General features: G+C 74.2%; 12 protein-coding genes. 5 read left to right on the top strand and 7 right to left on the bottom strand.

Features of this window, described 5'->3' with window-relative positions; genetic code table 11:
* Window positions 1-4: 4 nt before the first annotated feature.
* Window positions 5-1,465 (bottom strand): WS/DGAT/MGAT family O-acyltransferase, encoded by a 1,461-nt coding sequence (locus tag ENKNEFLB_RS19045; protein ID WP_214056804.1) that lies wholly within the window; start codon window positions 1,463-1,465, stop codon window positions 5-7.
* Window positions 1,466-1,608: 143 nt separating this feature from the next.
* Window positions 1,609-2,232 carry a hypothetical protein gene (locus ENKNEFLB_RS19040; protein ID WP_214056803.1) on the bottom strand — a complete coding sequence of 208 codons (624 nt, stop codon included), beginning with the start codon at window positions 2,230-2,232 and terminating at the stop codon, window positions 1,609-1,611.
* A gap of 243 nt (window positions 2,233-2,475) precedes the next feature.
* Here ENKNEFLB_RS19040 and ENKNEFLB_RS19035 point away from each other — a divergent pair, with 243 nt between their 5' ends.
* From ENKNEFLB_RS19035 to ENKNEFLB_RS19025, 3 genes are read left to right on the top strand one after another with little or no spacing between them, the layout of a single operon-like run.
* Window positions 2,476-2,853, top strand: coding sequence for a hypothetical protein (locus tag ENKNEFLB_RS19035; protein WP_214056802.1), 378 nt, complete (start codon window positions 2,476-2,478; stop codon window positions 2,851-2,853).
* A 53-nt stretch (window positions 2,854-2,906) separates the two neighbouring features.
* Window positions 2,907-4,007 (top strand): FUSC family protein, encoded by a 1,101-nt coding sequence (locus ENKNEFLB_RS19030; RefSeq protein WP_214056801.1) that lies wholly within the window; start codon window positions 2,907-2,909, stop codon window positions 4,005-4,007.
* 14 nt (window positions 4,008-4,021) lie between these two features.
* Window positions 4,022-5,107: a DNA polymerase IV gene (locus tag ENKNEFLB_RS19025; protein WP_214056800.1), complete on the top strand. Its 1,086-nt coding sequence runs from the start codon at window positions 4,022-4,024 to the stop codon at window positions 5,105-5,107.
* A gap of 15 nt (window positions 5,108-5,122) precedes the next feature.
* Here the strand turns inward: ENKNEFLB_RS19025 and ENKNEFLB_RS19020 are convergent, their stop codons facing one another.
* The gene (locus tag ENKNEFLB_RS19020; protein WP_214056799.1) at window positions 5,123-6,253 is read right to left on the bottom strand and encodes a glutamate--cysteine ligase; all 1,131 of its coding nucleotides are present in this window, start codon (window positions 6,251-6,253) and stop codon (window positions 5,123-5,125) included.
* A 107-nt stretch (window positions 6,254-6,360) separates the two neighbouring features.
* On the opposite strand from ENKNEFLB_RS19020, the gene ENKNEFLB_RS19015 reads away from it, so the two are divergent.
* Window positions 6,361-8,079, top strand: a complete 1,719-nt coding sequence (locus tag ENKNEFLB_RS19015) for a threonine/serine exporter family protein (RefSeq protein ID WP_246535665.1) — start codon at window positions 6,361-6,363, stop codon at window positions 8,077-8,079.
* Here the strand turns inward: ENKNEFLB_RS19015 and ENKNEFLB_RS19010 are convergent.
* Genes ENKNEFLB_RS19010 through ENKNEFLB_RS19000 form a run of 3 tightly spaced genes read right to left on the bottom strand, consistent with a single transcriptional unit; the run spans window position 8,068 to window position 11,025 of the window.
* Window positions 8,068-8,634, bottom strand: coding sequence for a DUF402 domain-containing protein (locus ENKNEFLB_RS19010; protein ID WP_214056798.1), 567 nt, complete (start codon window positions 8,632-8,634; stop codon window positions 8,068-8,070). The genes ENKNEFLB_RS19015 and ENKNEFLB_RS19010 overlap by 12 nt on opposite strands.
* Before the next feature lie 7 nt (window positions 8,635-8,641).
* Window positions 8,642-9,481: an SDR family NAD(P)-dependent oxidoreductase gene (locus ENKNEFLB_RS19005; RefSeq protein WP_214056797.1), complete on the bottom strand. Its 840-nt coding sequence runs from the start codon at window positions 9,479-9,481 to the stop codon at window positions 8,642-8,644.
* Entirely contained in the window at window positions 9,478-11,025 is a 1,548-nt protein-coding gene (locus tag ENKNEFLB_RS19000; RefSeq protein WP_214056796.1) for a flavin-containing monooxygenase, read from the bottom strand. The genes ENKNEFLB_RS19005 and ENKNEFLB_RS19000 overlap by 4 nt, the downstream gene beginning before the upstream one ends.
* 48 nt (window positions 11,026-11,073) lie before the next feature.
* Here ENKNEFLB_RS19000 and ENKNEFLB_RS18995 point away from each other — a divergent pair, with 48 nt between their 5' ends.
* Window positions 11,074-11,682: a TetR/AcrR family transcriptional regulator gene (locus ENKNEFLB_RS18995; protein ID WP_214056795.1), complete on the top strand. Its 609-nt coding sequence runs from the start codon at window positions 11,074-11,076 to the stop codon at window positions 11,680-11,682.
* Here the strand turns inward: ENKNEFLB_RS18995 and rocD are convergent, their stop codons facing one another.
* Complete coding sequence (gene rocD / locus ENKNEFLB_RS18990) at window positions 11,683-12,945, bottom strand: ornithine--oxo-acid transaminase (protein WP_214056794.1); 1,263 nt, start codon at window positions 12,943-12,945, stop codon at window positions 11,683-11,685.
* Between the last annotated feature and the right edge of the window lie 23 nt (window positions 12,946-12,968).

Here is a 12,968-nt window from a genome sequence, read left to right as displayed (position 1 = left end):
GAGCTCAGGCGGCGCCGGGCACCCCGACCGCCTTCTCCAGCGCGACGACCTCGTCGTCGAGGTGCGCCAGGAGCCGCTGCAGGTGGGGGACGGTGCGTCGGCAGCCGGTGAGCCCGAAGGCCAGGTTGCCGTCGTAGGAGGTGCACGTGATGTTGAGCGCCATGCCGTTGATCGGGATCGACAGCGGGTAGCTGCCGTCCAACCGGGCGCCGTTCCAGTACAGCGTGTTCCGCGGCCCCGGCACGTTGCTGATGATCAGGTTGTACGGCGGGCGCACGACCCCCTGCAGCTTGAGCATCGGGGTGAGGATCGCGGGAGTCTGCCCCAGTGCGCTCATCGCGACGATCTGCGCGGGCGTCATCGAGGCCAGGGCGTCCTTGCCGTCCTGCATCGAGGCGTGGATGGTGGCGAGCCGGTCGCCGGCGTCGTCGAGGTCGGTGGCCATCCGCACCATCACCGCGCCCACCGCGTTGCCGCCGTCGGCCGAGGCCAGGTGTGACTGCTTGGCCTTGAGGCCGACCGGCACCATCGCCACCAACGAGCTGTCGGGGAGGTCGCCGAGGTCGCTCAGGTAGGTCCGGACCGCGCCGCTGCACATGGCCAGGACGACGTCGTTGAGCGTGGTGCCGGAGGCGTGGGCGACGGCCTTCAGCCGTTCCACCGGCCAGTCCTCGGCGGCGAACCGGCGGGCGCCGGTGATCTCGGTGTTGAACATCGTGCGGGGTGCGTGCAGGGAGATCGCCGAGGTCTGGTCGAGCACGCCCTTGGTCAGCGTGCGCAGCAGCGCCGCCGGCATGCCGGCGGCCTCGGCGGAGATGCCCAGCGCCGAGCGGACGACCGAGACCGGGAGGTCGAGCAGCCCCCGGCCGTACCCGTCCCCGTCCCCGCCGGACCCACCGCCGGACGCGTCCCGGTCGGCGGCGCGGCGGGCCTTGATCCGCTCCAGCGACGAGGCGGCCCACGCGGCCTCCATCCCGCGCTCGTCGGGGTCCTCGGAGAGCACGCCGCCGATCAGCCGCACCGCCGAGACGCCGTCCATCAGGCTGTGGTGGACCTTCGTGTAGAGCGCGACCCGCCCGTCGTCGAGGCCCTCGATGACGTGCGCCTCCCACAGCGGTCGCTCCCGTGCCAGACGGGTGCCGTGCAGCCGGCCGCAGAGCTCGAGCAGCTCGCGGATGCGTCCCGGCTGGGGCAGCGCGCTGTGGCGGACGTGGTGCTCGGGGTCGTACTGGTCGTCGGGCTCCCAGACCCACTGCCCGCCCAGCCGCTTGGAGCGTCGGGGCCTGCGCAGGAAGAGCGGGTTCAGCTCGCTGACGTCGCGGGCGCCCTCGTACAGGCGCCGCACGAAGTCGTCCCCGGCGCCGTCGGGCCGCTGGAAGATCTGCAGGGCGCCGACGTGCATCGGCATGTGGCGGTTCTCCGCGAACAGGAACGCGGACGCCGTCGGGTCGAGGGGGAGCACCACGAGACCACCTTTCGTCGCGTGGATCCTGCCCCTGCGTGACCGGTGCCACAACCCCTCCCCGGCCTACGACGGCCCTCGGTGAGGCGTCGAGGACCCGAGGGGGGACGGGTACGGGCGCCCCCGGGACCGCCGGCCCGGCGCCGTCAGCGTCCGGGTCGACCCGGTGGCGGCGGGCTGACCCCCAGGTCGCGCAGCTCCATCGCGGCCAGCGCACGGATCGCCTCCGGGTCGCCGGCCCGCCAGCGGGCGGCGGCGTCCGGCACCCGTCGTACGACGCGTCCCACGGGCTGTCGGGCCAGCGCCCGCAGCGCCAGCAGGTCCGGATCGCCCTCGCCGGCCAGGTAGCGCGAGACCAGGCTCGCGGTCACCACGAACCGCAACCGCCCGGGCAGGTACCAGGGGGCGACGAGCAGCACGAGCACCAGCGCGGTGCCGACCCCGGCCCACCGGCCGATCGTCTCGATCGACGCCGCGGTGTCCGCGCCGGCCTGCGCGAGGTCGGTCGAGGAGCCGGCGGCACTGTCGAACGGGGCCGCCACCTCGTCGCCGACCAGCGGGGTCCCGTCGAGGACGTCGCCGGCCTGCGTGAGGCCGCCGGCCAAGCTGGAGCCGGCCGAGTCGACGCGCGCCACCTGGTCGGCCACGGACCCGGCGGCGTCCTGGACCTGCGCGCCCAGCCAGACCGCCACCAGCACCCAGCACAGGAGGAGGCCGTCGAGGACGACCTGGCGGGTGCGACGGGGTCCGGAGGCGGCGTAGAGCTGCACGGGTTCTCCTTCGGGCGGTGGCAGGTGACGGCGGAACCCTCCTCCGCACCCGCTCACCCCTTCGTGGGCCGGCCCGGTGCCGTCCACAGCAGCGCCCGCGGACGCCTCCTCCACCGACGCCGTACGACGCCCGCCGCCGCGACCCCGGATCTCCCTAGCGTCCGGGGCAGGCCGGACCGACCGGCCACCCCGCCCGCCCCGACCCGCCAGAACGGGCAGGTCCACCCGATCCCTGGAGGCTCCATGCTCGCGCCCCTCGTCACCACCACCGGTTCCCGCGTCCGCACCCTGGCGCTGCTCCTCCTCGTGGTCCTCGCCGTCCTCCTCGCGGTCGGCGCCGCCACCGCAGCCACCGGGGGAGCGTCCGGCGCCCCCGCCGCGGAGCGCTGGACGCCCCCGGACCACACGATCGTGGGGGTCAGCGGCAGCGCCGCGGACGGGTTCACCATCACCCGCTACGACGGCAGCACGCTGTCCCCGCCGACGGACTCGGAGGCCCGCGCCGAGTGCGGCGAGTACGACCGGCGCCTGGACCGGGTGCGGTGCCGCGTCGAGGTCGCCACCTGGTACCGCGACCTCGGCGACCTCCGCCTCTCCCTGCGCTGGGCCCGCCTGCCGTAGTCGGGTCCCGCGCCCCGGGCGCCCCGGTCGTGGCCTCTGGCACGATCGGGGGCATGGAGCCCCCGCTCGACCGCGCCTGGCAGCGCGGGCGCACCTCGTTGCGGGCCCGGCGCGCCCGCCTCCGCAGCAAGCGGTTCCTGGTGGTGCAGTGCGCGCTGGCCGGGGGTGCGGCCTGGTTCATCTCCGCCGAGGTGCTGCAGCACCCGACGCCGTTCTTCGCCCCGATCGCGGCCGTGGTGGGCCTCGGGACCTCCTACGGCCAGCGGCCGCGGCGGGTCGCCGAGATCACCTTCGGCGTGGCGGTGGGCATCTTCCTGGCCGACCTGCTGGTCCTGGGTCTCGGCTCGGGATGGTGGCAGATGTCGATCGTGATCGCGCTGGCCATGTCGGCCGGCATCTGGCTGTCGGGCACCCAGCTGTTCGTGACCCAGTCCGCGGTGCAGTCGATCATCATCGTGGCGCTCGTCGCCGAGCCGGCGACGGCCTTCACCCGGTGGCTGGACGCCCTGGTCGGTGGTGGGGTGGCCCTGCTCGCGGCGACCCTGGTGCCGGCGGCGGCGCTGCGGCGACCGCGGGAGAACGCCGCGGCGGTGGTCCGCAAGGTGGCGCGGCTGCTGCGGGCGGCCTCGGAGGTGATGCGCGACGGCGAGTCCGAGGAGGCGCTGGAGCTGCTGGCCGACGCCCGTTCGACCGACCACCTCATCCGTGAGCTGCGCGACGCCGCCGACGAGGGCATGTCGATGGTCGCGGTGTCTCCGTTCCGGCGGGGGCACGCACCGGGCGTGCGCCGGGTCGCCGAGCTGGTCGAGCCGCTCGACCGGGCCCTGCGCACGACCCGGGTGCTGGTGCGCCAGACCTCGGTCTCGGCCTACCACCGGCTGCCGGTGCCGGCCGGGTACGCCGACCTCACCGCGGACCTCGCCGCTGCCGTCGACCTGATCGCCGCCGAGCTCACCGAGAACCACCTCGCGGTCGCGGCGAGGGTGCCGCTGCTCCGGGTGGCCGAGGACACCGGGTCGTTGGAGCGCAGCGACCTGCTCGTGGCCGACGCGATCCTGGCCCAGCTCCGCTCCCTGGTCGTCGACCTGCTGATGGTCACCGGTCTCGAGCAGCTCGAGGCCACCGACTCGATCCCGCCCCCGCGCGGCTCCTGAGCGGCGAGCGGCCCGTGAGCGTCCTGCACGTCGACCTCGACCAGTTCATCGCGGCGGTCGAGGTGCGGCGGCACCCGGAGCTGGCGGGGCGGCCGGTCGTGGTCGGCGGGCGGGGCGACCCGACCGAGCGGGGAGTGGTCGCCACCGCGTCCTACGAGGCGAGGGCGCTCGGCGTGGGCTCCGGCACCCCGCTGCGCGTCGCGGCCCGGCGGTGCCCCGACGCGGTCTTCCTGCCGGTCGACAAGCCGGCCTACGAGGCCGCGTCCGCCGAGGTGGTCGCGGTGCTGCGCGCCCAGACCTGGGACGGTGCCCCGCTCGTGGTGGAGGTCGTCGGCTGGGACGAGGACTTCCTGGCCCGGTCGCCCCGGGCGCCGGTGCCCGCCCGCCCGGACGAGCCGCACGCCGTCGCCGAACGGGTCCGTGCGGCGGTGCACGCGGGCACCGGGCTGCGGTGCTCGGTCGGCATCGGGGAGAACAAGCTGCAGGCCAAGGTCGCCACCGAGCTCGCCAAGCCGGACGGCGTCTTCCGCCTCGACGACGACACGTGGTTCGCGGTGGTGGGGGAGCGGGACGTCCGGGTCCTGCCCGGTGTGGGCGCCACGACCGCCCGCCGGCTCGGTGAGCTCGGCGTCCGCACCGTCGCCGACCTCGCCCGCACCGACCCCCACCTGCTCGCCGAGCGGCTGGGGGAGCGGACCGGGCCCTGGGTGCGCCGTCGCGCGCGCGGCGTCGACACCAGCCCGGTCGACGACACCCCCTGGGTCCCGCGGGCCCGCGGCCGCGAGGAGACCTTCCAGGTCGACCTGGAGGACCCCACCGAGGTGACGGCCGCCGTACGCCGCCTGGCCGCCCTGGCGCTGGAGGACGTGCGGGCCGAGGGCCGGCCCGTGGCGCGGGTGGTGCTGAAGGTCCGGCTGCGCCCCTTCACCACCCTGACCCGCAGCCGGACGCTGCCGGTGGCCTCCTCCGAGACGGACGCCGTCGCCGACGCCGCCGTCGCGCTGCTGGACCGGCTCGACGAGGACGAGCGGTCCCGGCCGGTGCGACTGCTCGGGGTCCGCCTGGAGATGGTGCCGCCCCCCGGCGGCTACGACGCCTGACCCGACCGGCCGGCCTCAGCCCAGGCCGTCGCGGAGCTCGCGCACCACGGAGTCGACGACGGCGACCAGGTCCCCGTCGTGCGCGGCGGCGACCCGGCGCTGGCGCTGGTAGGAGGCCCCCCGCGCGACGAGGTCCTCGACCGACGCGAGCTCGTCGACGCAGCCCAGCCGTCTCGCGGTCGGCGCCAACCGGTCCAGCAGGTCGGCGAGGTCGTCGGTGACCAGGCGCTCGGTCGAGCGCTCGTCGACCACGACGATCGCGTCCAGGCCGTAGCGTGCGGCACGCCACTTGTTCTCCTGCACGTGCCAGGGCGGCAGCACCGTCAGCCGCTCCCCGGCCGCGGCCCGCTGGTCGAGGTCGACGACCAGGCAGTGCATCAGCGCGACCAGCGCGCTCAGGTCGTCCACCCGGGACACCCCGTCGCAGACCCGGTTCTCCAGGGTCCCGAGGTGCGCGGCCGGTCGGACGTCCCACCGGATCTCGCCGAGCCCGTCGACGACGCCGGTGGTCAGCTGGTCCTCGGCGAAGGACTCGAACTCCGACCACGTCTGGAACTGGAAGGGCAGCCCGGCCGTCGGCAGCTGCTGGAACATCAGCGCACGGTTCGAGGCGTACCCGGTGTCGGTGCCGGCCCAGATCGGCGAGGACGCCGACAGCGCCTGCAGGTGCGGGTAGGAGGTGAGCAGGGCCGACAGCACGGGCATCACCCGCTCCTGCGCGGGCAGCCCGACGTGGACGTGGACGCCCCAGATCAGCATCTGGCGCCCCCACCACCGGGTGCGGTCGATCAGCTCGGCGTAGCGGTGGCCCTCGGTCAGCTGCTGCTCGGTCCAGCGGGCGAAGGGGTGGGTGCCGCCGCCGTACAGGTCCAGCCCCAGATCGTCGGCGACCGGCAGCAGCGCCCCGAGGGTGCCCCGGAGGTCGTCGACGGCCTCGGCGGTGGTGCGGCAGACGCCGGTGACGACCTCGACGGTGTTGCGGAGGAGCTCCTCGTGGACGCGTCCGGGGTCGGGCAGGACGGGGCGTGCGGCGGCGAAGAGGTCGGCGGCGCGGTTGTCGAGGTCCCGGGTGGTCTTGTCGACCAGGGCCAGCTCCCACTCCACCCCGAGGGTCGGCTCGGGCGAGGCGTGGAAGTCGATGCGCACGGTGCCATCGCACCACACGGCGCCCGGTGCGGCGAGGTGTCGGACATCACCGACCCACGCCGCGTCACGGTTTGGTCACGGCCGTCGGGGTTGGGACCATCGAAGAGATGAGAGACGTCCGCCAGCGGGCGTCCGGCCACCAGGCCGCACGCCCCCGCACCCCTGCCCCCGCCCCCGCCCCCACCCGCTCCCGCGGCGCCGCCCCCGCGACGCCGTCGGGCCTCGACGAGACCGGTGTCATGCGCCTGTCCGAGACCGGCACCATGCGCCGTGTCTCGCGGCGCGAGATCGTCGACCCGGCCCACGTCAGCCTGACCATCGACCTGTCCCTGCGCGTGGGCGAGCTGCTGCTCTCCAGCGGTGCCGGCGCGGCCGACGTCTCCGCGACGATGCAGTCGATCGCCCGGCACGCCGGGCTCCACAACGCCGACGTCGACATCACCTTCACCTCGCTGTCGATGAGCTTCCAGGGCGACCCCGAGACGCCCCCGATCGGGCACACGCGGCAGGTCGCCCAGCGCGACATCGACTACGAGGACCTGACCCGCGTCGACCACCTCGTGCGCGAGGTCCTCGCCGACCGCGCCACCCTGCGCGAGGCCCGCGCCCGGCTGGCCCGGATCACCTCCTCCGGCCACGGCCGGCCCCGCTGGGCCGTGACCCTGGGCTGGGGCCTGATGGCCGCCGGCACGGCCGTCTCGCTCGGTGGTGGCGCCCTGGTCGCGCTGATCGCGCTGGTGGCCGCGGTCGTGATCGACCGGCTCAAGAAGGCCATGTCGCGCCGCCGCCTGCCGCTGTTCTACCAGCAGGTGGCCGGGGGTGCGGTGGCCACGATGATCGCCGCCGGTGCCACCCTGCTGCCGGTGGGGCTCGACCCGTCGCTGGTGGTCACCGCCAGCATCATCGTGCTGCTGGCGGGGATCGGGTTCCTGGGCGCGCTCCAGGACGCGCTCTCCGGCTTCTACGTCACCGCCACCGCCCGGCTGACCGAGGCGGTCCTGGCCACCGCCGGCATCATCGCCGGCGTCAGCGGGGCCCTCTCGCTGGCCGGCACGCTCGGCATCAGCGTCGGGACCCTGGAGCCGGCGGCGGTGCGGCTGCAGGACCTGCCCGTGATGGCGGCCGGTGCCGCGGTGGCGACGGCGGCCTTCGCGTTCGCCTCCTACGCCCCCAAGCGCAGCCTGCTGCCGGTCGGGCTGATCGGCGCGGTGGCGGTGGTCATCTCGCAGACCGTGGACCTCGGCTTCGGCCGGGCCTGGTCGGTGGCGTTCGCCGCCCTCTTCGTCGGTCTGGTCAGCTTCCCGGTCGCGTCGCGGCTGAGGTTCCCGATCCTCGTGCTCGCGGTCTCGACCCTGGTGCCGCTGCTGCCGGGGCTCTCGATCTACCGCGGCCTGTCGCTGATGGCCGAGGGCGACACCTCGCGGGGCCTGGCCTCGATGATCACCGCGGTCTCCGTGGCCATCGCGCTGTCGTCCGGCGTGATCCTCGGCGAGTACGTCGCGCAGCCGGTCGGCCGCAACGCCCGCCGGCTCGAGAACCGGCTGGCCGGTCCCCGTCTGGTCGGCCCGTCGGTGATGCCCACCGGCCGCCGCCAGCCCCCGACGATCCAGGTCGCCTCGGTGGAGCACGTCGCCACCGAGGAGGTCCCGCCCGCCGAGGGTGCGGCGGCCCAGGCGGCCCAGGCGGCCCGGCCGGCCCCGCAGGCGCGGCCGGTCCAGCAGGCCCAGCAGCGCGGGTCGGCGAACTCCACCGACCTCACGGACATGCTGTTCCTGCCCCTGGAGCCGACCGACGAGGGTCCGCCGCCGGGCGGCTCAGGGCGCTGAGTCCCCGGCCACCTGCTCCAGCCAGGCCGCCGGCGTGCGGTCGTCGTACGGCGGCAGGCGGTCGGTGACCGCCGCCAGGACGGCCCCGACGGACCGTTCGGCGGCGGCCACCACCTCGGGCGGGTAGCCGAGCGAGACGCGGTGCTCGGCGAACTCGTCCTCGTCGTCGACCCAGACCCGGCCGTGCCCGCCCCGGATCACGTCGAGGTCGAGGTCGACGGCGCGCAGCACCGGCACGTCCTCGCTGGTGTCCCAGACGGCGGGGGTGGCGACGTCGACGTAGGTGCGGCACCAGATGCCGGGGGCGTAGAAGGTCGGCAGCGCCCAGGCGCCGTCGGCCGGCACCAGGGTCACGCTGGCGACCTCCGAGACGAACGCCATCCCCGGCCTGGCGTGCGGCGTCCCGGCCGGGATCCCGAGCCAGGTGCCGTGCTCGTCGTGGCCGAGCACCACCGCGTCGAACTCCCAGTGCGGGCGGTCGCCCCACTTGGTCATCGCGACGTGCACGGCGGTGCCCGCGGTGGGGGACCCGACGGGGGAGTCTGCAGGGCTCACCCCCGGATCACACCACGGCGCCCTTCGGCGCGATCCGGCCGTACACCTTGGCCACGACGTCCTGGTACCGCGAGCCGGTGAGCCGGGCGAAGTGGTGCAGCAGGTGGGCGTCGAGCCCGACCAGGACCCGCGCCTTGTTGGTCAGGATCCCCTTGACGATGATCTCGGCGGCCCGCTCGGGCGTCATCTTGGCCAGCTTCTCGTCGAACAGCTTCGCGGTCGCGGCCTGGTCCTCCTTGTCGGAGACCCGGGCGCTGCGGGCGATCGCCGTCTTGATCCCGCCGGGGTGCACCGAGGTGACCCCGACCGGGTGGCCGGCGATGAGCATCTCCTCGCGCAGCGACTCGGTCATCCCGCGCACGGCGTACTTCGCGGCGTTGTACATGCTCTGGCCCGGGATCGAGAGCAGCCCGAACAGCGAGGACAGGTTGACCACGTGGCCGTCACCGGAGGCGATCAGGTGCGGCAGGAAGAACTTCGTGCCGTGCAGGACGCCGGTGAAGTTGATGCCGGTGATCCAGTCCATGTCCTCCCACGAGAGGTCCAGCAGGTTGCCGGCCAGGGCGACCCCGGCGTTGTTGATCACCACGTTGACCCGACCGAAGTGCGCCGCGACCTCGGTGGCGTAGGCCTCGAAGGCGGCGCGGTCGGCCACGTCGAGCGGGTCGGAGCGGACCTCGCGGACCCCGGCGGCCTCGACCAGCGCGACGGTCTCGGCCAGGCCCGCCTCGGACACGTCGGAGAGGGCGAGGCGGGAGCCGCGGCGGGCCAGGTCGAGGGCCAGGGCGCGGCCGATGCCGGAACCGGCACCGGTGATCACGACCACCTTGTCGTCGAGCGTCTTCATGCGGGCACCTTCTCGGTCTGGGGGGCGGTCCCGGGGTCGTCCCCGGGTGTCGTACGGGTGGTGCGGCGGCGCCGGGTGAGGCGGAAGGCGTCCTCGTCGAAGGAGGCCGTCGTGCCGCGGAAGGCGAAGGTCGAGCGGGGCCACAGCGTGGTGTTGCGGCCCTGGTCGTCGAGGTACCAGCTGGCGCAGCCGCCGGTGTGCCAGACGGTACGGCGCATCCTGCGCTGCAACCCGGCCGACCAGGCGTGCTCGGCCTCGGCGTGCACCTCGACCTCGGCCCACGAGCCCTCGCGCATGGAGCGCAGCACCGAGCGCAGGTAGGAGACCTGGGACTCGATCATGAACACCATCGAGGAGTGACCCAGGCCGGTGTTGGGGCCGACCAGGAAGAACAGGTTCGGGAAGTTCGCCACCGCGGTGCCCTTGAAGGCCGACATCCCGGTGCGCTTCCACTGCGCCGCGAGGGTCTCGCCGGTGCGGCCGACGAGGTGCTCGGTGACCGGGAGCTCGGTGGTGAAGAAGCCGGTGGCCACGATCAGCACGTCGATCGGGCGCTCGGTGCCGTCGGCGGTGACGATGCCGGTCGGCGTCACCCGCTCGATCCGGTCGGTGACCACCTCGACGTCGTCACGGTCCAGGGCGGGGTAGTAGGTGTTGGAGATCAGGATCCGCTTGCAGCCGATCTCGAAGTCGGGCGTGAGCCGGGCGCGCAGCTCCGGGTCCGTCACGCCCTTCTCGAGATTCGCCAGCGCCATCTTCTTGGCCGGCCACGCCAGCTTCGGCTGCCGGGTGAAGGCCGGCACGTAGGCCTCGCGGCCCCAGTAGATCGCCGTGCGGTAGAGGTTCTGCATGCCGGGGACGTGGCGCAGGGCGACCCGCTCGAGGCGGCTGTAGCTGCGGTCGTGGCGCGGGATGACGTACGGCGCGGTGCGCTGGTAGACGTCGAGGTGACCGGCCGTCCCGGCGACCTGCGGCACGATCTGGATGGCCGAGGCCCCGGTGCCGATGACCGCGACCCGCTTGCCGGCCAGGTCGGTGTCGTGATCCCACCGAGCGGAGTGGAAGAGCTCCCCGCCGAAGTCCCCGATGCCCTCGATATCGGGCAGCTTCGGCTCCGACAGGCCGCCCGTCGCGGAGACGACCACGCGCGCGGCGTACGTCGTGCTGCCCCGCGGGCCGGTCGTCTCGACCATCCAGCGCTGCTCGGCCTCGTCCCAGGTGGCGCCGTCGACCCGGGTGTCGAAGACGAACCGGTCCAGCACGCCGGACTCGCGCGCGACGCGCTGGAGGTAGGCCTGGATCTCGGGCTGCGGGGAGAAGGACATCGACCAGTCGCCCGGGGCGAAGGAGTAGCTGTACAGCTGGCTCGGGACGTCGCAGGCGGCGCCGGGGTAGGTGTTGTCGCGCCAGGTGCCGCCGACGTCGGAGCCCTTCTCGATCACGACGAGGTCGCGCTCGCCGTCCTCGTCGAGCTTGATCGCGGCGCACAGGCCGGCGAAGCCGGCGCCCATGACGAGCACGTCGACGGTGGTGGAGGGAGTCATGGGGGGACGCTATTGGCGCTATTGAACAGGTGTCAATAGACTCCGGGTGTGACCGCGCCCGCACCACGCCCGCCCCGCTCCCGGCTGAGCCCGGAGCAGCGTCGCGAGCAGCTGCTGGACCTCGGGGTACGCCTGCTGGCCACCCGCCCGGTCGACGAGCTGTCGATCGACCTGCTGGCGGTCGAGGCCGGCATCTCGCGCGGGCTGCTCTACCACTACTTCGGCAACAAGGCGGACTTCCACGAGGCCGTCGTCCGACGCGCGGCCGACGCGCTGATCGAGCAGACCGCGCCCCCCGAGACGGGGGACCCGGTGGAGCGGCTGGCGGTGTCGATGACGGCGTACGTCGATTTCGTGGTGGCCAACCACGAGGGCTACCTGTCGCTGGTGCGCGGCGCCGCGGGCGGCAACCCGACGCTGCGAGAGATCTACGACGAGGCCCTGCACGCGCTGACCGACCGGCTCTTCACCGAGGGCACGAGGCAGGGCCTGCTCGCCGACAGCCCGCGCCACCGGCTGGTGGTGCGGGGCTGGGCGGCGCTGGTCGAGCAGCTCGTGCTCGGGTGGTACGACGACCCCGGCGGCGTGAGCCGCGAGGAGCTGCTCGACCTGGTGACCAACGCGCTGCTGGCGCTGGTCGGGACGCTCCCGGACTGATCAGCCCGCGACGACCTCCGCGAGCTGGTCCAGGCCCCACGCCAGGTCGTCGGCGTCGACGACCAGCGGCGGCGCGAGGCGGATGGTCGAGCCGTGGGTGTCCTTGGCCAGGACGCCGCGCTCCATCAGGGCCTCGCAGATCTCGCGGCCGCTGCCGCGCGCCGGGTCGATGTCGACGCCGGCCCACAGGCCCCGGACGCGGACCCCGACGACGCCGTGCCCGACCAGGCCCTCGAGCCGCTCGCGCACCATCTCGCCGAGCTCGGCGGCGCGGCGCTGGAAGTCGCCGGTGGCCAGCATCCGCACGACCTCGGCGCCCACGGCGCAGGCCAGCGGGTTGCCGCCGAAGGTGGAGCCGTGCTGGCCCGGGCGCAGCACGCCGAGCACGTCGTTGTCGGCCACGATGGCCGAGACCGGCACGATGCCGCCGCCGAGCGCCTTGCCGAGGACGTAGATGTCCGGGACGACGTCCTCGTGGTCGCAGGCGAAGGTGCGCCCGGTCCGGCCCAGGCCGGCCTGGATCTCGTCGGCGGCGAAGAGCACGTTCTCCCGGGTGCAGGCCGCGCGGATCCCGCGCAGGTAGCCCTCGGGCGGGATCACCACGCCACCCTCGCCCTGGATCGGCTCGACGAGCACGGCGACGGTGTTCGGGGTGATCGCGGCCTCGAGCGCGGCGAGGTCGCCGTACGGGACGGTGACGAAGCCGGGCGCGAACGGGCCGAAGTCGTCGTGCGCGGCCGGGTCGTCGGAGAACCCGACGATGGTCGTGGTGCGGCCGTGGAAGTTGCCCGAGGCCACGATGATCTCGGCCTGGTCGGTCGGCACGCCCTTGACCTGGTAGCCCCACTTGCGGCTGACCTTGATCGCGGTCTCCACGGCCTCGGCGCCGGTGTTCATCGGCAGCACGGAGTCCTTGCCGCACAGCGCGGCGAGGCCCTCGGTGAAGTCGGCGAACTGGTCGTGCACGAAGGCGCGGCTGGTCAGCGTCAGCTTGTCGAGCTGCTCGTGGGCGACGCGCAGCAGTCCGGGGTGGCTGTGGCCGAAGTTGAGCGCGGAGTACCCGGCGAGCAGGTCGAGGTAGCGACGGCCGTCCACGTCGGTCATGAAGGCGCCCTCGGCGTTCGCCACGACCACCGGGAGCGGGTGGTAGTTGTGCGCCGTGTGCGCCTCGGAGCGCGTGAACGCGGCCGAGCCCTCGAGCTCGTGGACCGAGGGGTGCGTGGCGTGGCTGGCCTGGCTGGGCGTGGTGACCGAGGTGGTCATCGGCGGCCTCCTGACGGAGTCGG

This window comes from Nocardioides aquaticus (assembly GCF_018459925.1).
Taxonomy (GTDB): domain Bacteria; phylum Actinomycetota; class Actinomycetes; order Propionibacteriales; family Nocardioidaceae; genus Nocardioides; species Nocardioides aquaticus.
Note: the sequence above shows the minus strand (reverse complement) of the source record. Positions and strands in the feature narration are given on the sequence as shown.